The 24843-nt window shown below is 75.1% G+C and carries 18 protein-coding genes; 8 read left to right on the top strand and 10 right to left on the bottom strand.

Annotation, left to right across the window (positions count from 1 at the left end):
- Positions 1-121 precede the first annotated feature (121 nt).
- On the top strand, positions 122-817 hold the full coding sequence (locus AB0Q99_RS24655; RefSeq protein WP_363575219.1) for a hypothetical protein: 696 nt from the start codon (positions 122-124) through the stop codon (positions 815-817).
- A gap of 68 nt (positions 818-885) precedes the next feature.
- Here the strand turns inward: AB0Q99_RS24655 and AB0Q99_RS24660 are convergent, their stop codons facing one another.
- Positions 886-3804 (bottom strand): SpoIIE family protein phosphatase, encoded by a 2919-nt coding sequence (locus AB0Q99_RS24660; RefSeq protein ID WP_363575221.1) that lies wholly within the window; start codon positions 3802-3804, stop codon positions 886-888.
- A gap of 251 nt (positions 3805-4055) precedes the next feature.
- On the opposite strand from AB0Q99_RS24660, the gene AB0Q99_RS24665 reads away from it, so the two are divergent.
- The 4 genes from AB0Q99_RS24665 to AB0Q99_RS24680 all read left to right on the top strand — a co-directional run bounded on the left by AB0Q99_RS24665 (position 4056) and on the right by AB0Q99_RS24680 (position 9570).
- Entirely contained in the window at positions 4056-5357 is a 1302-nt protein-coding gene (locus AB0Q99_RS24665) for a rhodanese-like domain-containing protein (RefSeq protein WP_363575223.1), read from the top strand.
- 116 nt (positions 5358-5473) lie between these two features.
- Positions 5474-6136: a DUF5819 family protein gene (locus tag AB0Q99_RS24670; protein ID WP_363575225.1), complete on the top strand. Its 663-nt coding sequence runs from the start codon at positions 5474-5476 to the stop codon at positions 6134-6136.
- Positions 6133-7449 carry an HTTM domain-containing protein gene (locus AB0Q99_RS24675; protein WP_363575227.1) on the top strand — a complete coding sequence of 439 codons (1317 nt, stop codon included), beginning with the start codon at positions 6133-6135 and terminating at the stop codon, positions 7447-7449. Before AB0Q99_RS24670 ends, AB0Q99_RS24675 begins: the two co-directional genes overlap by 4 nt.
- A gap of 9 nt (positions 7450-7458) precedes the next feature.
- Complete coding sequence (locus AB0Q99_RS24680; RefSeq protein WP_363575229.1) at positions 7459-9570, top strand: FUSC family protein; 2112 nt, start codon at positions 7459-7461, stop codon at positions 9568-9570.
- Between the two features lie 89 nt (positions 9571-9659).
- Here AB0Q99_RS24680 and AB0Q99_RS24685 read toward each other — a convergent pair whose 3' ends face one another.
- Positions 9660-10385, bottom strand: a complete 726-nt coding sequence (locus AB0Q99_RS24685; protein ID WP_363575231.1) for a hypothetical protein — start codon at positions 10383-10385, stop codon at positions 9660-9662.
- 109 nt (positions 10386-10494) lie between these two features.
- On the opposite strand from AB0Q99_RS24685, the gene AB0Q99_RS24690 reads away from it, so the two are divergent.
- Both AB0Q99_RS24690 and AB0Q99_RS24695 read left to right on the top strand, forming a co-directional pair.
- Positions 10495-11178, top strand: coding sequence for a helix-turn-helix domain-containing protein (locus AB0Q99_RS24690; protein ID WP_363575232.1), 684 nt, complete (start codon positions 10495-10497; stop codon positions 11176-11178).
- Between the two features lie 5 nt (positions 11179-11183).
- The gene (locus tag AB0Q99_RS24695; protein WP_363575234.1) at positions 11184-11933 is read left to right on the top strand and encodes an RNA methyltransferase; all 750 of its coding nucleotides are present in this window, start codon (positions 11184-11186) and stop codon (positions 11931-11933) included.
- 69 nt (positions 11934-12002) lie between these two features.
- On the opposite strand, the gene AB0Q99_RS24700 is transcribed toward AB0Q99_RS24695, so the two are convergent.
- From AB0Q99_RS24700 to AB0Q99_RS24720, 5 genes are all read right to left on the bottom strand, one after another.
- Positions 12003-13346: a peptidoglycan-binding protein gene (locus AB0Q99_RS24700; protein ID WP_363575236.1), complete on the bottom strand. Its 1344-nt coding sequence runs from the start codon at positions 13344-13346 to the stop codon at positions 12003-12005.
- A 242-nt stretch (positions 13347-13588) separates the two neighbouring features.
- Positions 13589-14500, bottom strand: a complete 912-nt coding sequence (locus tag AB0Q99_RS24705) for a pyridoxamine 5'-phosphate oxidase family protein (protein WP_363575238.1) — start codon at positions 14498-14500, stop codon at positions 13589-13591.
- Positions 14501-14623: 123 nt separating this feature from the next.
- Positions 14624-15094, bottom strand: a complete 471-nt coding sequence (locus AB0Q99_RS24710) for a VOC family protein (RefSeq protein ID WP_363575240.1) — start codon at positions 15092-15094, stop codon at positions 14624-14626.
- 199 nt (positions 15095-15293) lie between these two features.
- Positions 15294-16346 carry an XRE family transcriptional regulator gene (locus tag AB0Q99_RS24715; RefSeq protein WP_363575241.1) on the bottom strand — a complete coding sequence of 351 codons (1053 nt, stop codon included), beginning with the start codon at positions 16344-16346 and terminating at the stop codon, positions 15294-15296.
- A 326-nt stretch (positions 16347-16672) separates the two neighbouring features.
- The gene (locus AB0Q99_RS24720; RefSeq protein WP_363575243.1) at positions 16673-18829 is read right to left on the bottom strand and encodes a protease pro-enzyme activation domain-containing protein; all 2157 of its coding nucleotides are present in this window, start codon (positions 18827-18829) and stop codon (positions 16673-16675) included.
- Positions 18830-19085: 256 nt separating this feature from the next.
- Between AB0Q99_RS24720 and AB0Q99_RS24725 the strand changes: the two genes are divergently transcribed.
- A complete protein-coding gene (locus tag AB0Q99_RS24725; RefSeq protein ID WP_363575245.1) occupies positions 19086-19652 on the top strand; it encodes a CGNR zinc finger domain-containing protein in 567 nt (188 codons plus the stop codon).
- Between the two features lie 127 nt (positions 19653-19779).
- On the opposite strand, the gene AB0Q99_RS24730 is transcribed toward AB0Q99_RS24725, so the two are convergent.
- From AB0Q99_RS24730 to AB0Q99_RS24740, 3 genes are all read right to left on the bottom strand, one after another.
- Positions 19780-21270, bottom strand: coding sequence for an FAD-dependent monooxygenase (locus tag AB0Q99_RS24730; protein ID WP_363575247.1), 1491 nt, complete (start codon positions 21268-21270; stop codon positions 19780-19782).
- Between the two features lie 215 nt (positions 21271-21485).
- Positions 21486-23186, bottom strand: a complete 1701-nt coding sequence (gene paaN / locus AB0Q99_RS24735) for a phenylacetic acid degradation protein PaaN (RefSeq protein WP_363575249.1) — start codon at positions 23184-23186, stop codon at positions 21486-21488.
- A 196-nt stretch (positions 23187-23382) separates the two neighbouring features.
- Positions 23383-24645 carry a hypothetical protein gene (locus AB0Q99_RS24740; RefSeq protein ID WP_363575251.1) on the bottom strand — a complete coding sequence of 421 codons (1263 nt, stop codon included), beginning with the start codon at positions 24643-24645 and terminating at the stop codon, positions 23383-23385.
- Positions 24646-24843 lie beyond the last annotated feature (198 nt).

The following is a 24843-nucleotide window of genomic DNA, read 5'->3' on the forward strand; positions in this document are numbered from 1 at the left end:
CGGAGAAACGGTTGTGATTCACAGGACCCACGCGGGGGGCGTGCGAAAGGGGCCGCTGGCGCTAGCCGGAACGGCCGCTGTCGCCGAGTGGGGGACGTTGTTCGTGACGGTTCGGAACACCGTGGCGCGAAAGAAGTTCGCAGCGGTTCCGTTGGCCACGCTGGCGACGTTTCTGATCCTGCTGTTCAGCATCGTCCAGCACCTGCCGGGCGGTGAGCGTTTCGTCAACCAGATCGGGGTGGTCCGGGCGGCGCTCCCGGTCGAGGTCTCGCTGGTGCGGACCCCGCTGTCGCTGTACGTTCCGGCGCTGGACCTGCCGGTCTGGGGGGCGCTGGCCCAGGTGTTCGTGGTCTTCGCGATCGCCGAGATCGTGCTCGGCCGGCGGATGACCCTGGTGGTCGCGTACGCCTGCACCCTGGCGGGCACGCTGTTCGCCCGGGTCGGGGTGGCGATCGGGCCGGAGCACCTGTTCGGCTTCCCGAAGTGGGTCGCCTACGTGCGGGACACCGGGCCGTCGGCCGCGGTGGTCGCGCTGGCGATCTGCATCGCCTTCCGGTGCCGGGCCTGGTTCACCGCCGGCCTGGTGGTGGTCCTGATGGTCGGCGAGGCGGTCGTACTGCCGAACCTGGCGGGTCTGGAGCACGTGGTCGCGGTGATCACCGCGCTGTTGATCGCCGTCTCGGTCGAGGTCTTCGGGGACTTCTGGCCGAGGGTGCTGGCCGGGGTCGGCGCCGCCACCTCGGTGGCCGCGGCCGCCTCCCGGGAGGTCGCGGTGGAGGCCCGGCGGCGCCGGCCGGCCGGGGCCGTCATCCCCTGAGGGGAGTCGTCCGCGTTCCACGTGTTCCCACGTCCTGACGGCCGCGCACGGGCATCCGTACGCGGCCGTCAGGCGTGCGGGAGGGGCAGTTCGAACCAGACGACCTTGCCCACCGCCTTGCGGGCGGTGCCCCAGCGTTCGGCGAGCTTGGTGACCAGGGTGAGGCCGCGGCCGGTCTCGCCGAGCTGCTCGGCCGGCTCCAGCGAGGGCAGGTTGTGGTTGTCGTCGCTGACCTCGACCAGCAGCTTGTCCACCCGGATCAGCTGGAGCTGGACCCGGTCCCGGGCGACCCGGACGGCGTTCGTCACCAGCTCGCTGACCAGCAGTTCGGTGGTGTCGCTGATCGCCTCCAGGTGCCAGCCGGCCAGCTGCTCGCGGACCAGCGAGCGGGCCCGGCGGACCTCGCTCTGGTCCACGGTGAGGTCCCAGGTGGCCACCTCGGACGGGGCGACCCCGTCGAAGCGGGCCACCAGCAGGGCGACGTCGTCCTTGCGGTCGTCGGTGTGCAGCCGCTCCAGCACCACGTCGCAGGCCTGCTCGGGGCTCTGCTGCGGGTCGATCAGGTTGCCGCACAGCGCGGCCAGGCCGGCTCCTATGTCCCCGCCCCGGACCTCGACCAGGCCGTCGGTGCACAGCACCAGCATCGAGCCGTCCGAGACGTCGATGGTCTTGGCGACGAACGGCACCCCGCCGACGCCGATCGGCGCGCCGGCCGGGATCTCCAGCAGCTCGCCGGTGCCGTCCGGGTGCACCAGGACGGGCGGGACGTGGCCGGCGCTGGCCAGCTCGCAGGTCCGGTTGATCGGGTCGTAGACCGCGTACAGGCAGGTCGCGAGGTGGTCGTCGCCGAGCTTGTGGGCCAGGTTGTCCAGGTGGCGCAGCAGCTGGCCGGGCGGCAGGTCCAGGGCGGCGAGGGTCTGCATGGCGGTGCGGAAGCGGCCCATCGCGGCGGCCGAGTGGATGCCGTGGCCCATCACGTCGCCGACCACCAGGGCGACCCGGCTGCCGGGCAGCTGGATCGCGTCGAACCAGTCGCCGCCGACCTCGGCCTTCGGGTCGCCGGGCAGGTAGCGGTGGGCGATCTGCACGCCGGGGATCTGCGGCGGGCGGGTCGGGATCATCGAGCGCTGCAGGGTGGTGGCGACCCTCGCCTCGGCGCGGTGCAGCCGGGCGTTGTCCAGCGACAGCGCGGCGCGGACGGCCAGCTCCTTGAGGGTCGCGGCGTCGCTCTCGTCGAAGGGGGCGCGGTCGGGCAGCCGGAGCAGCTTGAGGATGCCCAGCACGGTGCCCCGGGCGGAGAGCGGGACGACCAGCATCGAGCGGCCGGAGACCACCGGGGCCAGCCGGACGCCGCCGAGCGCGATCGCGTAGTCGACCGCGACGTCCGCGCTGACCACCGGGACCAGCACCGGCTGGTTCAGCTGCAGGGCCATCCCGGGCGGGGTGCGGCGGGGCATGCTGACCAGCGAGCCCTCGGTGAGGACGTGGTCCCAGGCGCCGCCGGTCTCGTTGTAGACCAGGGCGACCCGGCGCAGCATGGTGTCGTCGTCCGGGCGGGCGACCGGCAGCTCGGAGTCCGAGATCAGCCCGTCCACCAGGTCCACGCAGGCGAAGTCGGCGACCCGGGGGACCAGCACCTTGCACAGCTCGTGGGCGGTGAAGCCGAGGTCCAGGGTGGTGCCGACCTTGCCGCCGACCTCGTTCAGCAGGGCCAGTTGCTCGCCGGCCTGTCCGTTGGTGAGGAACGGGCCGAGCCGTCCGCTCGGCGGGGCCTCGGCGCTCGCGGGGGCGGGGACCGGGGCGGGCGCGGCGGGGGCGTCCGGTGCCCGGTCGGTGGGTGGCGGCGGGTGGCCGTCGGCGGCCGACTCGACGGGGGCCCGGTCGATGGCGGCTCCTCCTCCGGTGGGTGCGGGTGCCTCCCGGCCGGAGGCCGGCGGCGGGACGGACGGGCTTGCGCCGGCCGCGGTGGCGCTGCCGGTGGCGCCGCTGCCGGCGGCGGCGACCGGCCGGGCGGCGGGGAGGTCGGTGGCCTCGGGTCGGTCGGTGTCGGGGACGTGTGCCTCGCGGTGGTCGGCCTCGTGCCGGGCGGCGTCGCGTTGCTCGGCCTCGCGTTGGGCCGCCTCGCGTTGGGCCGCCTCGCGTTGGGCCGGGAACGGGGCGGCCGGTCGGCGGCCGGGCGGGGTCTGCTCGGGCGGCGGCGGCGGGCCGACCCGGGCGACGCGCTGCTGCGGTGTCGGGTAGCGGCGGCTGATCCCGGCGGCCGCGTGCGCCGTCCCGGTCTGCGCGTCGGCGGGCAGCACCGGCAGCACGGTGACCGCGTCCAGCCGCAGGGCGGGCGGTCCGCCGAGCCCGATCGCGGCCAGCGTCGCCGCGCGGTGGGCGGCCGGCAACAGCCGGGCCAGCGGTTCGGGCACCCGGTCGGTGGGCGCGGTGAGCGCGGCGGTCAGTCCGTGGAAGCCGCCCCGGGCGGCGGGCGCGGCGGAGAACGGCAGCAGCCGCTCGCCGAGCGCGAGTCGGGGGCCGACGGTGCGCAGCGGCCGGGCGTCGGCGGCCAGCGCGAGCAGCCCGCCGGACGGGCCGGGCAGCGGGTAGGCCCACCAGAGCACGTCGCGCTGGTGCTCCTCGCGGTCGGTCACGGTCAGCCGCCCGGCCCAGGGGCGGCCGGCCGAGGTCAGCTCGGCGAGGGTGTCGAAGGTGTCGCAGGCGCGCCGGACGGAGCACCGGCCGAGCACCCGCGACTCGAAGGCGGGCAGCAGGCCGGAGGCGGGGCGGTCGTGGGCGATGTCGGCACGGTGCCCGAACAGTTCCTCGGCGGCGCGGCCCCATTGCGCGATCCGGCCGGACCGGTCGACCAGGACGGGGGCGAGCCGCACCAGGGCGGCCACGCCCGTCGGGTGGTCGCCCGGTGCGGGTCCGTCGGCCGCCGGACGCGGTGTGGAGTTGGACTCGGCCACCATGGATTCGGTCTGCTCCCGCCTGGCCGCCACGCCTGGAGGCGGCCGTCTCTCCGGAGGAAGGCGCGCTGTGCGGATACCAGCGAAGCACGGACCGGGCCGGGCTTGATACCGAAACGGGGAGATTCCTCAGTATCGGTTGCGTGTCGCGCGGCGCGCGCCGGTCCGTACCTCCGGTTCACCCGGACGGGGCTTTCGCGCGCGGCGGTATGGTGGCATGCCGGACCGCCGCCCGTGCGGCGGACCCGCAGGACGCAGCCGGCCGGACGAGACAGAGGCGAGAAGTGAGCGCGCAGAGCCCCGCCCGCTGGACGGACCCGGAGCGCTGGGGGCACCCCCGGCCGGAGGCTGGGGGAGAGCTGGAGGAGCGGGTCGCCGCCGCCGAGCTCGCCTGGCTCAGCATGGACGTCGACGTGCAGACGCTGCGGGTCGAGATCGACAACTTCGCCCTGATCCACCACCAGCTGCTCGGCCCGCTCTACGCCCGGCTCGACGAGCTGGACGCGCTGGTCGCCGAGGCGGTCGCGGCCCGCACCGGTCTGCCGGAGGATCTGCGCCGGGCCGCCGAGGCCCGCCGACAGGTCGAGGAACTGCCCGACCTGGACGCGCTGTTCGATTCCGTGCGGGAGCAGCGGGAGCAGTCCGGCCCGGAGGAGGCGGCCCCGCCGCCGCCCGCCGCGCCGACCCGGGTGCGGCCCGGCAAGGAGGCCCAGCGGGTCTATCGCGAGCTGGTCCGGCGCGCCCACCCCGACCTCACCACCGACCCGGCCGAGCAGCGGCGCCGCGCCGCGTTCCTGGCCCGGGTCAACGAGGCCTACGCGGTCGGGGACGCCACCGCGCTGGCGGGCCTGGCCGCCGAGTGGTCCACCGCGCCGGAGGCCGCGCCCGCCGTCGGCTCCCCGGACCGGGCGGACTGGCTGCGCCGCCGACTGGACTGGCTGACCGACCGGATCGCCCGGACCGCCGCCGAGCAGGTCCGGCTGGAGCAGACCCCGATGGGCCAGCTGCTCGCCCTCGCCCCGCAGGACCCGGACCGGCTGCTGGAGCAGCTCGCCGAGGAGCTGCTGGCCAAGGCCGCCGACCGGCAGGCCGAGCTGGAGCGGCTGCTCGGCGCCCGCGGCCCGGTGGACGGCCACGGCCACGGCCACGGGCCGGTGCACGGCCACGCGCCGGTGGACGGCCACGGCCCGGTGCCGGTGGGCGACAATGGCACGGACCCGACCGACCCCCCGCCTTCCCACGCCCAGGAGAGCCACACGATGTTCGCGCAGATCCCCACCGCCGAGGCCGCCGCCGTGCCCGCCGACGCCGTCCTGCTGGACGTGCGCGAGCAGGACGAGTGGGACGCGGGCCACGTGGACGGCGCGCTGCACATCCCGCTCGGCCAGGTGATCGCCCGGCTCGGCGAGCTGCCCGACGAGAAGCTGTACGTGCTCTGCCGGGTCGGCGGCCGCTCCGCGCAGGTCGTCCAGTACCTGGTGCAGCAGGGCCGGGAAGCGGTGAACGTGGACGGCGGGATGTACGCCTGGCAGAGCGCCGGCCGTCCGATGGTGAGCAGCACCGACCAGGAGGCCTTCGTCCTGTAGGCCCCGCGCCTTCGGCCCTTCGGGCCCGCCGCGCCCGTCACCCGGTAGGGCAGGATGGGCGCGCGAGCGCCCCGGTATCGGGCCGGGCGCCGCCCGCCGACCGGGCTGGGGAGGCCATGACGGAGACGACGGACCGGCCGGCCCGGGGGAGGGCCTGGTCGAAGCCCGCGCAGCTCGTCCTCGGCCTCGCCGGGGCGGCCCTGATCGGCGGCACCGGGCTGTTCCTCGCCGCGGTGTTCCTGCACGTCGCGCCGGCCAACTCGCTGTCCCGGCAGTACCGGGACGAGATCGACGGCGTGGTCTACCCGGAGTTCGAGCAGAACTGGAAGCTGTTCGCGCCCAACCCGCTGCAGCAGAACGTCAGCCTGGACGCCCAGGTGCGGACCGTCGCGCCCGGCGGGGCGACCACCACCCGGGACTGGACCGGCCTGACCGCGCGGGACGTCGCCGCGATACGGGGCAACCCGGCGCCCAGCCACGTCGACCAGAACCTGCTGCGCCGCGCCTGGGACTTCTACGACGGCTCGCACGACTCGCTGGACGAGACGCCGACGAACCCGCGCGGCAAGCTCGCCGAGCAGTACCTGAAGCGGATCGCGCTGCAGCGGATCGGCCGGGAGACGGACGGCGAGCGGATCCTGGAGATCCGGTTCCGGGTCACCACGGCCACCGTCGCGCCTCCGGCCTGGAGCGGCGAGGCCGCGCCGCCCGGGCCCAGGGCGCGGGAGCTGCCGTGGTGGCCGGTGGCGGACGAGGACTACCGGGGGCTGCTCGGATGAACGGGGTGTCGGAGCGGGAGCCCCGGTCGGGCGCGGTGGTGCCGCCGGAGGAGGAGGGCCGGACCGACGGCGTCCCGCGGCAGGCCGCCGCCGGGCAGCCGCCGGTACCCGGGTCGGACGGGTCGGACGGGTCGGACGGGCCGGACGGTCCGGCGGTGCGCGGGGCGGGAGTGGCCGGAGCGTTCGGACGGGCCGTCGAGGCCTTCACCGGGCGGGTGCTCGGCCGCCACCAGGCCGCCGTGGTGCGGATCGGCTTCGGGCTGGTCTGGCTCGCCTACCTGCTGCGCGAATGGCCCAACCGCCGGGTGCTGTACGGCGACCGCTCCCCCTGGTCTGCGGAGCTCGCCGAGCGGCTGCTGGGCGACGACGGCGCGTTCACCGTGCTGCCCTGGTTCGGCGGGCGGCCCTGGTTCGAACTGGTCTACCACCTGGCGGTGCTGGCGGCCCTCGCCGTGCTGCTGGGCTGGCGGACCAGGGCGAGCACCGTGCTGTTCCTGGTCACCGTGCTGTCGCTGCAGAACCGCGACGTCTTCCTCGGCGACGGCGGCGACAACGTCGTCCACCTGATGGCGGTCTACCTGGTCTTCACCCGCTGCGCCGAGGTCTGGTCGCTGGACGCCCGGCGGGCCCGGACCGGGCGGGACGGGTGGACCGGGGTGGTGCTCTGGGGCGTCCTCGGGGCCGCCCTGACGGTCTGCCAGTGCGGTGGCTTCTCCGGCGGGAGCCTGACCTGGACCGGCCGGACCTTCCCGTACCTCGGCTGGTCGCCGCTGTTCTGGGGGCTCTGGGCGGTGGCCGGCGCCTGGTGGGTGCTCGGGCGGCTGCGGCCGGACGGCGAACCGCGGGCGGTGCTCGACGCGCTGGCCACCATGGTGCACAACTGCGCGATGCTGGTGATCGCCGTCGAGGTGGTGCTGATCTACGCCACGGCCGGCTGGTACAAGGTGCAGGGCTCGCGCTGGCAGGACGGCACCGCGCTGTACTACCCGCTGCACCTGGACTACTTCACCCCCTGGCCCGGGCTGTCCGCGCTGGTCGGCTCGGCGCTGCTGCCGGTCTTCCTGATCTCCTACGGCACCGTGATCGTGCAGGTGGCCTTCCCGTTCACCCTGCTCGACCGGCGGGTCAAGAACGTGCTGCTGGCCGTCATGATGCTGGAGCACGCGGGGATCGCGGTGGTGCTCGGGCTGCCGGTGTTCTCGCTCGCGATGATCGCGGCGGACGCGGTGTTCCTGCCGACCGGCGCGCTGCTGTGGGCGGCACGGGTGCGCCGGACCCTCACCGGCCGGATCCGGCGCAGGCCCGCGCCCTAGGATGTCGGTATGTCCTGGTTCGCAGCGCTTCGTGACACCGCGCGGACCGGGCTCACCCTGGACCGGGCGCTCACCGACCCCAAGCGGGCGATGCGCGGGGCGGTCGCCGTGGCGCTGGTGCTCTTCCCGACGCTCGCGCTCGGCGGGGTCTCGCTCGCCACCTCGGCCGCGATGGGGGCGTTCATCGCCGGCTCGGCCACCTTCCAGCGCAGCTTCCGCCCCCGGGCCAGCCTCGCCGTCGCGGCCGGGGCCGGACTCGGGATCAGCACCTTCCTCGGCTACCTGGCGGCCGGTGTCCCCGGGCTGTTCCCGGTGCTGCTCGCGGTGTGGGCCTTCGGCGCCGGGCTCGCCTGGGCGACCGGACCCACCGCCGGCGTGGTCGCGACCAACACCGTCTCGGTGATGCTGATCGTCGTCCAGCTCCCGGTCAGCGCGGCCGCCGCGCTCGGTCACGGCCTGGTCGCCGCCCTCGGCGGGGTCGTCCAGGCCGCCGTCATCACCCTCTGGCCGATCGGGAGTTGGACCGCGCAGCGGGGCGCCCTCGCCGACACCTACGCCGAACTGGCCGACTACGCCCGCCGGTTGCGGCAGGACCCGACCGCGCACGTGGACCCGGCGCCGTTCATGACTGCCCGGCACGCGGCCGCCCTCACCCCCTGGCAGGACCGCCACCGGCCGGCCGAGCTGCGCGGCCTGCGCGGCATCGCCGAACGGATCCGGCCCACCCTCGCCGCGCTCGCCGATCCCAAGGTCGGCGCCCCCGGGGAAGGACCGGAACGGGACCGGGCCCGGGAGGTACTGGCCGCCTCCGCCGACGTGATGGACGCCCTCGCCCGGGCGATCCGCACCGGCGACCCGGTCCGGCTCCCCCGGTCCGCGCCCTCGCTCACCCTGACCGGGCCGGAGGACGGGCCCCGGCTGCGGGGCGCCGCCCGGCGCTCCGCCCGGCGGCTGGGCGGACTGCTGCGGAAGGCCGCGGACACCCTGGACCGCGGCGACGAGGACACCGTCACCACGCCCGTGGTCGGGGCCGGCGGGGCGCTGCACAAGCCGTCGATCGGCCGGATGCTGCCGGTCGCGCTGCGGGCCGTCCGCCGTCAGCTGCGGCCGCGCTCGGCGGTCTTCCAGCACGCCGTCCGGCTCACCGGGGTGGTCACCGTCGCCTACCTGCTGGCCCGGCTCGCCGGGTTCCACCACGGGTACTGGGCGCCGATGACCGCCGCGATCGTGATGCGGCCGGACTTCGCGCAGACCTACAGCCGGGGCGTCGCCCGGCTCGCCGGGACGGTCGTCGGGGTCGCCGTCTCCACCCTGGTGGTGCAGCTCGCCCACCCCGGGCAGTGGGTGCTGGCCGCGCTGGCGGTGGGCTGCATCGGCGGGGCGTACCTCGCGTTCCGGACCGGGTACGCGCTGACCACGGTCGGGATCTCGTCGTACGTGGTGTTCCTGCTCGGGCTGCAGGAGGGGAACCCGCTGGTGACGGCCTTCGAGCGGGTCGGGCTCACGCTGCTCGGCGGGTCGATCGCGCTCGTCACGTACGCGCTGTTCCCGACCTGGCAGACGGCCCGGCTCGGGGAGCGGCTCGCCGAGTGGCTGGCGGCGGCCGGGCGGTACGCGGGGTCGGTGATCGCCTGCTACGAGACGCCGGCCGCGCCGCGCGGCCGGGTGGTGCGGAGCGCGCTGCTGGACTCGCGGGAGGCGCGGTCCGAGCTGATCCAGGCGATGCAGCGGGCCGACGCCGAGCCGGGACGGCACGAGTCCGGGCTGGCCGACGTGAGCCGGCGCCAGATCGACCGGGCCCGGGCGGCGGTCGGGCACCTCGGGCGGGCGGCGGTGCTGCTGGAGGCCCACCTGCCGGCGGCGGACGCCGAACCGGTGGCGGGGACGGGGGAGTACGCGGAGGAGCTGCGGCTGGCCACCGCGCTCGCGGCCGGGGCGCTGCTGACGGGGCAGCCGGTGGAGTTCGGGGCGGTGCGGGACGCGCAGGCGCGGTTGGAGGAGCACCTGGCGCAGGCGCCGGCCGGGGTGCAGCGGGACGTGGTGCGGGCGGGGAGCCGGCTGGTGGTGCAGGCGCTGCGGGACCTGGAGCGGGCGCTGCGGGGGAGCGCGGAGCCCCGGTAGGCGGGTGCCGCCGCGCGGCCCCCGTTCCCTGCGCACGGCCGGGCGGGGGCACGGAGCGCGCGGAACGGGGGCCGGGAACGCGGGCCGGGTCAGGCCCGGTGGGCGGCTTCCAGCCAGTTGGCGAACTCGCAGGCGAAGTGCCACTGGTGGCCGGTGGCCAGGTGCTCGGGGGCGGCCTCCGGGAACTGGACGGTGAGGCGGATCCGCAGGCCGTCCGGGGTGTCGGCGAACTCGTGCATGACGCGCAGCACCTCGGTGCCGTCGGCGAGGGTGCCGGTGCCCCCGATGCGGACCGGGAAGGCGGCGTGGTCGGGGGCGGCGATGGGGACGTCGTCGTGGAAGTGCAGGAAGAAGCGGGCGGGGCCGGTGCCGATGGTCTCGATGATCTCGACCCGTTCGCCGGTGGAGTCGGCCAGGTAGTGCTCGGGGTTGGCGGCGAGCAGGGCGGCGCGGTCGCCGGCCCGCAGGCGGCCCTGCCACCAGGTGAGGAAGCGCTCGGCGTCGATGCCGGGCGCGGTGAGTTCGGTGACGGCGGTGCGCCAGCGGCCGGCGGAGGCGCGGGCCCAGCCGGCCAGGGCGGCGTCGGCGGCGGCGGTGTCGGGGGCGAGCAGCTCGCGGATCCGGTCGTCGCCGAGGCGCTGCTTGAGCAGGCGCAGGGCGGCGCGGGCGCGGTCGAGCTCCCAGGCGAGGACGGCCTCGCGGGGGTGGGAGGTGCCGTCGATCCCGGTGCGGACGGCCGGCGTGCCGGTGGTCGGTGCGGTGGTGGTCGGTGCGGTGGTGGTGGGCGTGTCGGTGATGGGCGTGTCGGTGGTCATGGCGTCACTCCTCAGCAGGCAACGGGAACCACGATGCGGAGAGATGTTCTCCGTTTCGTCAGCGACGGTAGCATAGGAGGAGAAAGTTTCTCCGGTTAGGGAGCTGTGGATGAGGGCCGACGCGGAGCGCAGCCGGCGCAGGATCCTGGACGCCGCCTGCGAGGTGTTCCTGGAGCGGGGCCCGGACGCCCCGCTGGACGCGGTGGTCCGGCGGGCCGGGGTCGGCCCGGCCACCCTCTACCGGCGCTTCCCCGACCGGGAGGCCCTGGTCCGGGCGCTGGTCGTCGACCTGCTGACCCGGCTCACCGCGGCCGCCGAGGAGGCCCGGCGGGCCGAGCCGGACCCGTACCCGGCGCTGCGCCGCTTCGTGCACGCCGCCGCGGACCTGCGGATGGGCGCGGCCATCGTGGTGCTGCTGGAGCGCCTGGTGGTGGACGAGGAGCTGGTGGCCGTCCGCCACGGCGCGGTGACCGCGGTCGAGGGACTGCTGCGGGCCGCGCAGGACGCCGGGCGGCTGCGCCCCGACGTCGGGATGGGCGACCTGGTGCTGCTCTGCGTCCGGCTGTCCCGTCCGCTGCCGGGCGCTCTGGCCGCGCTCGACGCGGACGGCTCGCTGGTCCACCGTCACCTGGACCTCGCACTGGCCGGGCTGGCCGCCGCCCCGGACGGCGCGACCGACCGGGATCCCGGGCGGGAACTCGGGCGGGAGCTCGGCCGGGCGCTCGGTTTCGACGAGGTGATCGCCGCGGCCGGGCGCCCCGGTGAGCCGGCCCCCGGGCGGGTGGCAGAGTGAGCGGAATGGACGACGAGGTGGTGCGGGCGTGGCGGGCGGGCGAGCGGGAGCCGGGGGCGGTGCTGCTGGACGGGTTCCACGCGCTGAAGCACGCGCTGCGGTTCGGCGGTGACGTCCGGCGGGTGCTGACCGCCGACCGGGCCGCGCTGCTGGCGCTGGCCGCCGAGCTGGCCGAGGACGTGGCCCCGGCGCTGGACGGGCTCGCGGTGGAGCTGCCGGAGGCGGCGCTGCGGACGCTGGCGCCCCGGCTGCACCCGACCGGGGTGATCGCGCTGGCCGTGCGGCCCTCCCCCGGGGCCAACCTGGCGGCCCTGGCCCGGCGGCCGCGCCGGGCGCCGGTGGTGCTGCTGGAGAACCCGCGCAACCTGGGCAACGTCGGGGCGGTGATCCGGCTGGCGGCCGGGTTCGGCGCCACCGGGGTGGTGACCACCGGCGACCTGGACCCGTGGCACCCGACGGTGCTGCGCGGCAGCGCGGGCCTGCACTTCGCCACCGCCGTCGAGCGGCTGACCCTGCCGCAGCTGCCCGCCGGGCCGCTGTTCGTGCTGGACCCGGAGGGCGCCGACATCCGGGACCTGCCGTTCCCGGACGACGCGCTGCTCGCCTTCGGCACCGAGCGGCACGGCGTGTCGGCGGAGCTCAAGGCGCGCGCCGACCAGCTGGTCGCGGTGCCGATGCAGCCCGGGGTGTCCAGCTTCAACCTGGCGACCAGCGTCGCGATGGGCCTCTTCCACTGGATGTCCGGGAAGCGCTGAGGCGCGGCGCCCGGACCGGCCGGGCACCGCGTCCCGGGCGGGGCGGTGGCGTCAGGAAAGGAGCCGGCGTCAGGAGAACAGCCGGCGCCAGGTGTCCGGCCCGGGGATGCCGTCGGCCTCGGCGCCGCGCCAGCCCTGGGCGAGCTGGAAGGCCTGGACGGCCCGCCGGTCGCTCTCGGTCCAGCGCGGGCCGGGGCCGGTGCGGTACGCGGCGCCGAAGCCCTTGCGGACCAGCCGCTCGCCGAGCTGCCGGACGTGGTCGTTGGCCCGGCCCGGGCCGAAGTACCGCGCACCGGGGAACGCGGGTGCCCCGGTGACGGGCGGTGGCGGGGGCAGCGGGGCGGGCAGGGGGGTGCCGCCGTCGATGGCGCGGCCCTTGCCGTGGACCAGGTAGTCCCAGGTGTCCTTGCCGGGGATGCCGTCGGCCTCGGCGCCGCGCCAGCCCTGGGCGAGCTGGAAGGCCTGGGTGGCCCTGCGGTCGGCCTCGGTCCAGCGCGGGCCGGGGCCCTCGGAGTAGAAGCGGGCGCCGCCGCGCCGCACCAGCATCCGGCCGAGCTCGGTGACGTACGCGTTGTTCGCGCCGGGGCCGAACCGGTCGGCGCCGGGGAAGGCGGTCGGGCCGGCGCCGTCGCCGCTGCCGCCGGACAGGCCGGTGAAGCGGTACGGGAGGTAGGAGCCGGAGTTGCTCCAGTAGGCGTACGGGGTGGTGCGCTTCCTGGTGCCGGGCGAGGTCTGCTCGTAGGCGACGTACCTGGTGCGCGAGGAGTCCGCCCAGCCGCCGAAGATCGTCACGTGCGAGCCGGCCTGCGGGTCGGCCGGGTTGTTGCGGATCAGCACGTCGCCGGGCTGGAGGTCGTTCTTGCCGATCCGCTCGGCGAAGTCCGGCAGGGTCCAGGTGGTCTGGCTGCTGCCGAGGCCCCAGGCCATCGAGACGAAGCCGGAGCAGTCCTGGCGGTAGCCGTCCGACCAGTAGCGGCCCATGCCGTACGGCACGCCCTGGTCGACCCAGCTCTGCGCGCGCTGGATGATCTGCGCCCGGGTGACCGGCCGGCCGGCGTCGGGGGCGGCGTAGGCGCGGACGCTCGGGGCCCGGCCGTTCAGGCCGCTGACCTCGCCCTGGGGGGTCTGCGGCCGGGCGGTGCCGCTGTCGCCCGGGGTGGGGCCGGGGCCCGGGGCGGGGGCCGCGAGGGCCGGGACGGCGGCGGCCGTCCCGCCGCCGAGCGCGGTGCCGACGGCGGCCACCAGCACGGCGGCCCGGCGGCGGAGGCTGCGGGCCGCGGCGTGTCCGCCCTCGTGGACCGGCGCGGCGTGCAGCCGGGCGCGGCGGCGGGCACCGCAGCCCCCGCATATGCAGTCGGCCTCCGGTTCGACCTCGTCGAACTCGATCAGCGGGGACAGGTCGGTAAGGGTCATGCTCCGCCTCTTTCCTGCGGTCTTTCCCGGTCACGGCCTGACGACGTGACAGGACTGGCCTTCCCGGGCCGACTCCGCGTGTTATCGGGACCAAAGTCCCAAAGCGGGCGGAGCGCGGCGCGGCGGATTGAGCCGGGCGGGTGACGGCTGTTCGGATTCCCGGGCGTGGCGTCGCGGCGTGGCGCCGACGGCCGGCGTCGGGGGGGTGGTACCGGGTGGGGCCGCCCTGAGCTGAGTCGCGGTCAGCGCGGGATGACGGGCGAGTACTCGGGTCCGGTCCAGGTCAGCGGGGTGGCGTCGGCGAGCTCGACCACGCCGGTGACGACCAGTTCGACCGTCCGCTCGGCGCCCGGGGCGGCCTGCCGGGCCCGCTCCGACCAGTCGGTGCGGGCCTCGCCGGTGACCAGCAGCGCCCCGCCGGTCTCCCAGTCGGGCAACAGCAGGCCGGCTCGCGGGTCCAGCTCCAGGTTGCCGAGGGTCAGGAACATGCTGTTGCCCGGGTACTCCGGCCAGCGCAGCCGGTCCGGGGCCACCGCCTCCAGGAAGCCGGGTAAGCCACCGCGGTGGGAGGCGTCCACGCTGCCGTCCGGCCCGGTGCTGGCGATGAAGAAGGTGTCCGCGGTGGCCACGGTCAGCCGCTGCGCGGTGGTCAGCCGCGGGCCCGCGGCGACCGTACGGGGCGGGCTGGCGGCCGGGCGGTCCAGCGGGGTGCGGCGCTGGATGTACTTCGGGCAGTTGGCGACCACCTGGTCGGCGGTGATCAGCAGCCCGCCCCGGCCGTCCGGGACGGCGCCGCCGTTGAGCCGCATCCGGCGCCGGCCGGCCGGGTCCAGGGCGATGGTGCCGACCCGGGCCGGGCGGGACAGTGCCCCGGCCAGCGGGTCGGCCCCGGCGGGGCGGGCGGCGACCGCCAGCGTCCGCTCGTCCGCCGCCCGCAGGAAGCCGGCCGGTCCGGCCAGCTGGGTGGCCCAGACCCGGCCGTCCGGGTCGGCGGCGCCGACGACCAGCATCCGCCGCTCGGCCAGGAAACGGGCGGCGACCGCCGGGACGGTGTCGCGGATCGACCGGCCGGCGTGGTCGGCCCGTTCGGTCCGGCCGGCCCGGGCCTGGGCGGCCCGCTCGCCGGCGTGGTACGGCGTGCTGGTGGTGGTCATGCTCGGCTCCCCGGGGTCGGTCGGACGCGGCCGTGTGCGGCGGACGGCTCCGAAGCGGACGGCTCCGAAGCGGACGGCTCCGAAGCGGTGGGCTCCGAATCGGACGGCTCGGAAACCGCTGGCTTAGAAGAAGCCGCAGGTCGGGGCGCCTGCAGTGGGAGCGGCGGCCTCGGTCTCGTCCACCCCGGTGCGGGTGTAGACCTCCAGCCGGATGCCGTCCGGGTCGGTGAAGAAGATGCCGCCGGAGGCCGAGCCCTCGGCGTGCGGCACGACGCCGTCGTAGGCGAACCCGGCGCCGAGCTCGCGCAGCAGCCGTTCGGTGGCGCGGACCTCGTCGAGGCTCTCGACCTCGAAGGAGAGGTGGTGCAGTCCGGGGTTCGCGGTGGCGAAGGTGCCGGCGCTCTGCTGCCAGAGCGTCACCACCAGGCGGCCGTCGCGGCCGAGCAGGGCGAAGCGGCGCTCGGGGTCGGTGCCCTCCTGGGTGACCTGGAGGCCGAGGGCGGCGCGGTAGAAGTCGATCGACCGGGCCAGGTCGGTGACGTTCAGGCCCACGTGGCCGGTCTGCAGGGTGCGGATCGCGGTGGTGCTGGACATGCCTGGTCACTCCCGGGGCTGGGGCTTCCGATGAGGCGTCTGCCTAACCGGTAATCATGAGAGTAGGAGTTAGGTGATGCCTCGTCAACCGGTACGTGGAGTGGAAGCGGTTAGATTCGGGGTCGGGCATGCGAAAAACCCCGCCGGACCTGACGGTCCGACGGGGCGGGGAGGAGCGGAAGGGGCGGGAGCGCGCGGGCTACGCCCACTCCCACCGGATGCCGATGTGGCCCGGCTGCTGGTCCGGGGCCAGGACGTGGGCGCTCGCCGAGGCGCCGATCCACAGCTGCTCGCGGCGGTGGTCGACGTCGGCGCCCGGCTCGCGGTCGTAGCGCTCGCAGTGCGCCGGGACGGCGGCCGGGTCGAAGTGCACCTGCAGCACGTACTCGCGCACCGGGGTGGCGAAGCGGCGGCTGTACTCCAGCGTCGGGCCGCCCGGCGGGATCTCCACCTCGTACTCGAAGACGGTGCTGTCGCCGAGGCCGAGCGGGCGGTCCAGCATCAGCTCGGCGACGGTCAGCCCGGCCTCCGGGCGGCGGCGCACCCGGCCCAGCCGGCCGTGCCGCACCGAGGTGATCTCCGGGCAGCCGGTGGCCTCCTCGTCGGCCTTGTGCACCACCAGGCAGCGGCCGACGCCGCCGACCGTGGCGCGCACCACCTGGCGCATCCGCAGCAGGTTGCCGCGCCGCTCGGCGTCCACGTAGTACGAGTCGTGGATGCTCAGCCGCTCCAGCTCGCCGGCCGACGGGGCGTCCAGCTCGGCGAAGATCGAGGCGATCTCCTGCTCGCCCGGCCAGACGTCCTCCAGCCCGAGGTGCAGGGTGTTGGCCGCGGCGGCCCAGCGGCCGCGCGGGCGGGGTGGGCCGAGCAGCGAGGAGAGCGCGCTGTGCGGCAGCCCGAGGAGTTCCTCCAGCAGGTGGACGGCGCGCAGCGAGCTGGCCCGCTCGGGCTGGCTGCGGCCGCGCCGCCAGTAACTCAGCGTCGTGACGCTGACCCTGACACCGCGTTGGGCGAGGGCCGCGCGGATCCGGTCCAGGCTGAGGCCGCTGGCCTCGATGGCCAGGTGCAGGGTGTCCGCGAAGCCGCCGACCGGGGCGAGCCGGCCGGGGGCCGGCGCCGGTGCCGGGGCGGGCGCGGGGGCCGGGCTCGGCGCGGGTGTCCGGCCCGGCGCGGGCGCGGGCGGCCCGGGGCGCTCCGGGTGCGACCCGACCAGCCGAAGCCGCGCGGCGTCCTGAGGTTGCTGTGCGGCCATGCGGTGACCCTCCCCACCAGGTGAGTTCGGTGGGACCGGACCGACGCCGGGGCGCGCCGCCAGCGGCTTCACCGAGCTTTGGGGAACCCTATGCACGGTCGAGAGGCTACGTCATCAGTCGTGCGTATGACAGTGGTCACGGCAGGTCAACCGGATGGTTAGCGATCTTGAAACAGTCCGGAAACACGTCTCCTGCCGCGGCCCCCGCCGGGCGGGCCGGTCGGACGTGACACCGCCGGGGCGGGCCCAGTCGGCGCCGCCCCGGCGGGGGCATCGGTGGTGCGGTCCGGCGGCACCCTGGGTGACCGGGTGCTACCGGAAGGTGATCACTTGACGTTCAGGGCGACGTCGTCGATCACGAAGCTGGTCTGCAGGGACGAGTCCTCGGTGCCGGTGAACTTGATGGTCACGGTCTGGCCGGCGAAGGAGGTCAGGTCCAGGGTGCGCTGCACGTAGCCGGCGGCGGCGTCCACGTTGGAGTAGGTCGCCAGCGTGGTGCTGTTCGCCTGGACGGTCAGCTTGTCGTACGCGGTGGAGCCGGTCTCGGCGGTGTCGATGTGCAGCCAGAAGGTCAGCTTCGCGGAGGCGCAGCCGGCCGGGATGGAGACGGTCTGCGACATGGTGTCGGTGTGGGCCGAGCCGTAGCCGTTCAGCCAGGCCTTCCAGCTGCCCGAGTGGGCGGCCTGGGAGGAGCTGTTGTCGACCACGCCGCTGGAGGTGGTCCACGGGGCGGCGGCGCCGGTCTCGAAGCCGCCGTTGCCGACCAGCTGGGCGGCGGTGCAGCCGCCGGACGGCGGGGTGGTGCCGCCGCCGAGCAGGGCGGTGGTCAGGGCGTCGGCGACCGGGGAGCCCCAGCCGGTGACCTGGTCGTACCCGGCCTTGGCGGAGAAGTCCTGGTTGGCGCCGGTGGTCACGTCGTGGAAGACGCTGCCGTAGCTGCTGCTGTTCGCGACCGTGTACAGCCGCGGGCTCGCCTCGCCGAGGACCGGCTGCCCGGCGGCCTTGGCCTTCTGGTTGAACTGGGCCGCGTAGCCGGACCAGAGCGGCGCGGCCGCGCTGGTGCCGCCGTAGACCTGCCAGCCGCCGGCCGTGTAGATCGAGAAGCCGCTCGCCGGGTCGGCGTTGGAAGCGACGTCCGGGACGGTGCGCATGGTGCCGTTGACCCCGGTGCCGGTCTGCCAGCTCGGCTTGGCGAACACGGTGGAGACGCCGCCGCCGGCGGTGCTCCAGGCGCTCTCCGAGGAGTAGGTGTTGCCGCCGCCCACCTTGAGGTTGGTGCCGCCGACACCGGTCTGGTGCGGGCTGGAGGCCGGGAAGTCGACGGCCTTCACGGTCGCGCCGCTGGTGGAGCGGGTGCAGTCGCGCGAGCCGTCGTCGCCGGAGGCGGAGAAGATCGAGATGCCCTGGGCGGCGGCCTGCTTGAAGGCGTTGTCGACGGCCGTCATCGAGGCGGCGGTGGTGTCCGGCTCGCAGGAGCCCCACGAGATCGAGATGACCGAGGCCCGGTTGTCGGCCACGATCTTGTTGGCCATGTCGATCTCGCCCTGGTCGCTGTTCGGGGCCTCGTAGACCAGCTGGGTGGCCTTGGGCGCCGCGCCGCGCACGATCTCGCTGTCCAGCTCGACCTCGCCCTGGCCCTGGCCGGGGGCGGAGTCGTAGTTGGCGCCGTCCACCGAGACGGTGGAGACGGCCGGGCCGGTCAGGCCGAACTGGGAGTCGTAGGTGGTCAGGTTCGAGGACTGGTAGCCGTCGAACTCCCACAGCGCGACCGTGGTGCCGGTGCCGTCGGCGCCGGTCTTGTTCAGGTTGTACGCGCCGGTGTACTGCGCCGGGGACATGCCGCTCGGGCTGGCGGTGGCGGCGTTCGGGGTGATCGCGTTCGGCGTGGCCAGGCGGTTCTTGCGCACCGCGTGGTTGTCCAGGCCGCTGAGGCCCTGGACCACGGAGGCCAGGTCGGACGGGATCGAGGCGGCGTCGTCGTTGGCGAAGAAGGCGCGCTGCAGCTGCGGGTCGACGTACGCGCTCTCGTGCGTGCCGAAGGCCTGCGAGACCTGCGCGGCGGTGCCGTGGGCGTTGACGACCTGGCGGTTGGCGCTCACCTCGGTGACGGTCAGGCCCTGCTGGGCCAGGTAGGTCTTGACCTGCTCGACGGCGGCCTGGGTCGGGCCGAACCGCGCGGTGAACTGCTCCGGCGTCAGGTAGTGGCCGTACTCGGGGGTGCCGGGCGTGGTGACCGCGGTGAGGAAGCGGTCCAGGGCGTCGGTGTCGCGCAGCTTCAGGCTGACGGCCACCGAGATCTGCTGCTCGGCCGGGACGTCACCCTTCTTCTCCGAGTGGGCGACCGCAGGGTTCACGGTGTTCGGCAGGGCGACGCGCGGGGTGGCGTGGGGAGTGGCGGCCTGCGCGGTGGAGACGCCGAGCGAGACGGCGGTCAGCGGCAGCACGGCTATCGCGGCGGCGAGAGCAAGGGAACGGGGGCGCAACGGATCCTCCTCCGGCCGGCTGTGGGGGCCGGCAAGGGGCCAAGCGTTCCGGGGTCGAGAACGCTGGCTAGAACATGACAGAACCGGTGTGCGAAGTGATCCATGACCAAGCAATTCGTTGCTAAAAAACAGTCAAGTGTGGAGGCCGGGAAACTCGGTGATTCCATACAGTGAATGACCGGAATTCACGGGCCGGTCCACACCAATTCCCGCTCCGGGGCGCGGACGTAGAATCGGGTCGAGCCGAGGGAGGACGATGACTGACGTGATGGCGGACCCGAGGGACCCGCGGCCGCTGATCGGCGAGCCGCTCGCGCTCGACCTGCTCAACACGCGCTGGGCAGGGAGGCCCGTCAACGACCTGCTCGCCGGGGTCGAAGGCTACGGGATCTGGCTCTCCTCCGCCGGGCTGGGCGACCGCTGCGCGGCCGACCAGGCGGGACTCGCGGCCGTCCGGCAGGCCCGGGAGGCGATCCTGCTGGCGGCCCAGGACGCCCGCGAGCAGGGCGAGTTGAGCGCCGCCGCGCGGGACGGACTGGACGCGGTGCTGGCCCACGGGCGGATCCGGCGGACGGCCGGACCGGGCGGGGCCGAGGACCGGGTCGAGCCGGACCGGCCGGAGTGGCTGGCGCCCTGGCTGGCCGCGGACGACTTCCTCACGCTGCTCGGACAGGGGGCGTCGCGGGTGAAGCAGTGCGCGCACGAGGCATGCATTCTGCATTTCTTCGACGTTTCGCAGAACGGGCGTCGGCGGTGGTGCCGGATGGCGGTGTGCGGGAATCGCGCGAAGGCGGCGCGGCACTATGTGAAGGCGCGCGGCTGACGGACGAACCGGACGACGGGTCGGGGCGGCGGTGTTCGGACGGTACGGCGCGGGCGTCGGCGAAGCGGAGCTCCGGCGTTCGGACGGCGCGGTCCGGGCGGGCGCGCGCGCCCGCCCGGACCGGGGGTCAGGCCGGGGCGCCGAGCCAGTCGGTGAGGGCCGCGCGGAGTTCGTTCTGGCCGGGGTCGACGGCGCCCCAGGCGACGTAGCCGTCCGGGCGGATCAGCAGGACGGTGTCGCGCAGCTTGCCGTGCGGGTCGGCGGGCGCGGCGGAGACCATGCGGTCGGTCCAGGGCTCGGCGGCGGCCAGTTCGTCGTTGCTGACCAGGACGAACGTTCCGGCACGCAGCGCCTCGTAGAGCCGCTCGGGGGCGGCCGGGGCGCCCTCGACGGGCTTGCTGAGGGCGGTCAGCCGCAGGTCCGGGACGCGCTTGCCGACCTGCGGGTGGGAGTCCTTGGGCGCGGGGTAGGAGATGCCGATGCCGGAGACCAGCCGGGCGCCGCGCTCGGTGACCAGGTCGAGGTGGCCGCCCAGCGCGGTGAGCGCCCCGCGCAGGGCGCGGGTGGGGGCGGATTCGGCGAGGGCGAGCCGGATCAGGGCGCCGGAGGTGCGCAGCACCGTCTTCCCGACCGGGTGCCGCTCGGTCTGGTAGGTGTCCAGCAAGGCGTCGGTGGCCCGGCCGCGGAGGACGGCGGCGAGTTTCCAGGAGAGGTTGGCGGCGTCCTGCAGGCCGGTGTTCATGCCCTGGCCGCCGGCCGGGGAGTGGCAGTGGGCCGCGTCGCCGGACAGGAAGACCCGGCCGGAGCGGTAGTTGGGGACCTGCCGCTCGTCGCTGTGGAAGGTCGAGCTCCAGCGCACCTCGCGCAGGCCGAAGTCCTCGCCGAGGATGGCCCGGGTGAGGGCGGTGAGCTGCTCGGGCGTGGGGGCGGTGCCGTCCGGGAAGCGCTCGTTGCGGTCCCAGGCGATGATCCGGAACCAGCCGTCGCCGAACGGGGCGATGAAGGCGAAGCCGGTCTCGTTGGCGCCGACGGTGATCGCCTCGGTGGGCTCGTTCTCCAGCCGGACGTCGGCCAGCACCACGGAGTCGACCACCGATTCGCCGGGGAACGGGATGCCGAGCAGGTCGCGGACGGCGGAGCGGACGCCGTCGGTGCCGACCGCGTACGCGGCGCGGTGGGTCCGCCCGTCGGCGGTCTCCAGCGTCACGCCCTCGGCGTCCTGGCGCAGCCCGGTGACCTCGGCGCCGCGCAGCAGGGTCGCGCCGGCCTTCTCCGCGCGCTCCAGGAGCAGCCGTTCGACGTTGTACTGCGGGGTGATCAGGACGAACGGGAAGCGGGTCGGCAGCGAGCCGAGGTCGATGCCGAAGCGGCCGAACATCCTCAGCGCGCCGAGCGGGTGGCCGGTGGCGATCAGGTCGTCGGCCAGGCCCCGGGCGTCCAGCAGCTCCAGGCTGCGGGCGTGCACGCCGAAGGCGCGGGTGAGGTTGGACTCGGCGGCCCGCTTCTCCAGCACGGTGACGCCGACGCCGGCGGCGGCGAGGTCGCCGGCGAGCAGCAGCCCGGTGGGTCCGGCGCCGACGATCAGGACGTCGGTTTCGGTCGTCGGCTTCACGGTCATGTATCAGCTCCCGTTGTTCGGAGGTCGGTTGGACGCCGTTCCCGGCGTTCTCCCAGCCTCCATCATCGCGGGCCCGGTGGGAGCTGTGAACCGCCGGGCCCCGGCGGTGGGTGACCGCCGGGGCCCGGGAGCGCCGGCACGGGTGCCGGCGCGGTGCCGATGTGGGTGCCGATGCGCGTGCCGCCGTGGGTGCTCGGCGGCACCGCCGCGGGTGCTCAGCGGTGCCGGCGGATCTCCACCGTGCGGAACCGGTTGGCGACGAAGGCGCCGTCGCAGTAGGCCGAGTTGGCGGCCGGGTTGGCGCCGGTGCCGTGCAGGTCGGAGAAGGCGGCGGTCTGGTTGGGGAAGACGCCGCCGGTGAGGTTGAGCGAGAGCGAGACGCCGGAGTCCAGCGCGGCCTCCACCAGCAGGGCCTCCACCTCGGGCGAGGTGGTGTAGCCGGAGGCGGTCATGGCGCCCTTCTCGCGGACCGTGGTGCGCAGCAACTCGATGCCGGCGGCGGTGGATTCGACGGCGACGGCGAAGGAGACCGGGCCGAAGCACTCGGTGCGGAAGACCGAGCGGTCGTCCGGCTTGTCGGCGTCCAGCTTGACCAGGGCGGGGGTGCGGAGGGTCGCGCCGGGGAAGTCCGGCGAGGTCACCGCGCGCGGGGCGAGGGCGAGTTCGCCGTACTCGCCGCCGGCCGCGGCGGCCGAGCGCTGCAGCACGCCGGGGTTGACCACGGCGCCGAGGATGGCGGCGGCGCGGGCGTCGTCGGAGAGCAGGCCCTCGATCGCGCCGGCGAGGTCGGCGACCACCTCGTCGTAGGTCTTGTCGCCCTGGTCGGTGCCGATGCCGCCGCGCGGGATCAGGACGTTCTGCGGGGTGGTGCACATCTGGCCGCTGTAGAGCGAGAGCGCGAAGGCCAGGTTGCCCAGCATGCCCTTGTAGTCGTCGGTGGAGTCGATCAGGACGGCGTTGACGCCGGCCTTCTCGGTGTACACCTGCGCCTGCTTGGCGTTCTCCTCCAGCCAGTCGCCGAAGGAGGTGGAGCCGGTGTAGTCGATCATCTTGATCTCGGGGCGGACCGCGAGGGTCGCGGCGACGGTGCCGCCGTCGTGCTCGGCGGCCAGGCAGACCAGGTTGGGGTCGTAGCCGGCCTCGGCGAGCACCTCGCGGGCGGTGCGGACGGTCAGCGCGAGCGGCAGCACGGCCCGCGGGTGCGGCTTGACCAGCACCGGGTTGCCGGTGGCCAGCGAGGCGAACAGGCCCGGGTAGCCGTTCCAGGTCGGGAAGGTGTTGCAACCGATCAGCAGCGCGAGGCCGCGCGGGACGACGGTGAACTCCTTGGTCATCACCAGCGGATCGCGCTTGCCCTGGGGCTTGGTCCAGTCGGCCCGCGCGGGCAGCCGGGTCTGCTCGGCGTACGCGTAGGCGACGGCCTCCAGGCCGCGGTCCTGGGCGTGCGGGCCGCCGGCCTGGAAGGCCATGCCGTAGGCCTGGCCGGTGGTGTGCATGACGGCCTGGGCGAACTCGTGCGAGCGGGCGTTGATCCGGTGCAGGATCTCCAGGCAGACGGCGGCGCGCTCCAGCGGGGTGGCGGCGGCCCAGCCGGGGCGGGCGGCGGTGAGCGCGGCGATCAGCGCGTCCGGGTCGGCGTGCGGGTAGGTGATGCCCAGCTCGACGCCGTACGGGGAGGCCTCGCCGCCGACCTGGTCGCCGTCGGTGGGGTGGCCCTCCAGCACGAAGGGCCGACCGAGCAGGGCGTCGAAGGCGGCCTTGCCGTCCGCCGGGCCGCTCTCGCCGTACGCCTTCGGGAACTCGGGGTAGGGCGACCAGTAGTCGCGCTCGGCGGCGGCGGCGAGCGCGGCGTCCAGGGTGGCCTGGTGGCGCTCGACCAGCTCGCTGACGAGGGGGTGGGTGACCGCTGCGGACATCTGTGCGCTCCTCAGGGGGGAGGACGGGACACGTCACAGAGTAACCGAACGATCGGTCGGCTCAAGGGGGTGCAGCGGGTCGGATTCCGCCGGAACGGACGGAGGGCGCGTCCGTGGCGGACGCGCCCTCCGGGGGTGCGGGGAACCCGGCTCCGGGGAGCCCGGGGTTCAGGGGGTCAGTTCAGGGGGTCAGGGGTTACGGCACGCCCAGCTCGAAGAGCACGTACCCGCCGTACCAGCCGGAGGCGAGCGCGCCGGTGCCCAGCACGGCGGCCAGCACCGGCCAGCTGAGCTTGCGCATCCCCACCGCGAGCGCGATGAGCAGCGGGAACGCCGGCAGCAGGTAGCGCGAGGTGTTGCCGAAGATGCCCAGACTGCCGAGCACCGAGACGATCGTGGCCAGCGTGTAGGCGGTCAGCACCAGCGGCGGGCGCAGCCGGATCATCAGCACGATCAGCACCGGCAGGGTGAGCACGATCAGGGTCGCCAGCAGGTCCGGCACCGGGAACGCGAAGGGGTAGTCGTTGCGGCCCAGCAGCACGCCGCGGATCGCGTGCCAGGTGCCCTGGCCGCCGTCGAAGTAGTGCAGCCAGGCGTCGTGCTGCAGCCGGAAGTAGCCGCCCCACTCGCCCATCCGCCAGCCCACCCAGCCGACGTAGCCGAGCAGGCCGACCGGGGCCAGCAGCAGCGCGGTCAGCGGGCGCAGCACGCCGCTCTCCCGCCGGTACAGCTCGACCAGCGCGGCCAGGCCCACCGCGCCGATCAGCGCCGCCGCGGTCGGCCGGTTGAGCCCGGCGACCAGGGTGATCACCCCGGCCGCGACCCACTGCCTGGTCATCACGCAGTAGCAGGCCCAGACGGCCAGCGCGACGAAGGTGGAGTCCGAGTAGACCGCCCACTCGGCGCCCGAGCCCGGGGCGATCGCCCAGATCCCGGCCGCGATCACGCCGGCCCGGACGTCCCCGGACAGCTTCTCCACCACGGCGTAGATCCCGGCGGCGGCGAACAGCGAGGCCACCACCGACACCAGCATCCCGGCGCCGTACAGGCCGAAGGGCGTGACCTCCGAGGTCAGCCGCATCAGGCCCGGGTAGAGCGGGAAGAAGGCGGCCGAGTTCTGCTCGACGTTGAAGCCCTCCGGCCCCGCGATCGGGACCAGCGCCGGGTGGTAGCCGAACTGGGCCACCTGCTGGTACCACCAGCCGTCCCAGCTGGCCAGCACGTCCCAGGGGTTGGCGCCGCCGCCGAACCGGGCCGGCTTCTTCGCGTAGTCGCCGGCGAAGGAGAGCAGCTTCATGAACGCGGTGAAGCCGATCAGCTTGAGCAGCGCGTAGCACCACACGGCCGGGCCGAAGCGGACCACCAGCGCCCGGGCGCGTTCCTGCCAGCCGCGCGACTCCGCCGGCTCCCCGCTGCGCTGCTCGGGCACGTCGGAGGCGACTGCCGGTATTGCGTTCATCAGCCGTGGACCCCAGCCTGCTCTGGACGTGGACGTGGACGGATCGTCCGCAGAGTCTAGGGCCTGCGTCCTCCGGCTGGTGTGGACCACAGCGGGCCGGTGCGGGCCGGTGCGGGCGGGGGCGCGGGCCGGTACGGCGGAGGTTCCGGACGTGCGCGGGCCGGTGCCCGCCGGGCGGACCCGATCGACTACCCGGTC

Origin of the sequence: Kitasatospora sp. NPDC086791 (assembly GCF_040685975.1) — a bacterium.
In the GTDB taxonomy this organism is placed as follows: domain Bacteria; phylum Actinomycetota; class Actinomycetes; order Streptomycetales; family Streptomycetaceae; genus Kitasatospora.

Excerpts from the sequence above, each read along its gene's own strand:
- AB0Q99_RS24670 (WP_363575225.1), top strand. The coding sequence starts at position 5,474 with ATGACGGAGACGACGGACCGGCCGGCCCGGGGGAGGGCCTGGTCGAAG.
- AB0Q99_RS24675 (WP_363575227.1), top strand. The coding sequence starts at position 6,133 with ATGAACGGGGTGTCGGAGCGGGAGCCCCGGTCGGGCGCGGTGGTGCCG.
- AB0Q99_RS24680 (WP_363575229.1), top strand. The coding sequence starts at position 7,459 with ATGTCCTGGTTCGCAGCGCTTCGTGACACCGCGCGGACCGGGCTCACC.
- AB0Q99_RS24685 (WP_363575231.1), bottom strand. The coding sequence starts at position 10,385 with ATGACCACCGACACGCCCATCACCGACACGCCCACCACCACCGCACCG.
- AB0Q99_RS24690 (WP_363575232.1), top strand. The coding sequence starts at position 10,495 with ATGAGGGCCGACGCGGAGCGCAGCCGGCGCAGGATCCTGGACGCCGCC.
- AB0Q99_RS24695 (WP_363575234.1), top strand. The coding sequence starts at position 11,184 with ATGGACGACGAGGTGGTGCGGGCGTGGCGGGCGGGCGAGCGGGAGCCG.
- AB0Q99_RS24700 (WP_363575236.1), bottom strand. The coding sequence starts at position 13,346 with ATGACCCTTACCGACCTGTCCCCGCTGATCGAGTTCGACGAGGTCGAA.
- AB0Q99_RS24705 (WP_363575238.1), bottom strand. The coding sequence starts at position 14,500 with ATGACCACCACCAGCACGCCGTACCACGCCGGCGAGCGGGCCGCCCAG.
- AB0Q99_RS24710 (WP_363575240.1), bottom strand. The coding sequence starts at position 15,094 with ATGTCCAGCACCACCGCGATCCGCACCCTGCAGACCGGCCACGTGGGC.
- AB0Q99_RS24715 (WP_363575241.1), bottom strand. The coding sequence starts at position 16,346 with ATGGCCGCACAGCAACCTCAGGACGCCGCGCGGCTTCGGCTGGTCGGG.
- AB0Q99_RS24725 (WP_363575245.1), top strand. The coding sequence starts at position 19,086 with ATGACTGACGTGATGGCGGACCCGAGGGACCCGCGGCCGCTGATCGGC.
- AB0Q99_RS24730 (WP_363575247.1), bottom strand. The coding sequence starts at position 21,270 with ATGACCGTGAAGCCGACGACCGAAACCGACGTCCTGATCGTCGGCGCC.
- paaN (WP_363575249.1), bottom strand. The coding sequence starts at position 23,186 with ATGTCCGCAGCGGTCACCCACCCCCTCGTCAGCGAGCTGGTCGAGCGC.
- AB0Q99_RS24740 (WP_363575251.1), bottom strand. The coding sequence starts at position 24,645 with ATGAACGCAATACCGGCAGTCGCCTCCGACGTGCCCGAGCAGCGCAGC.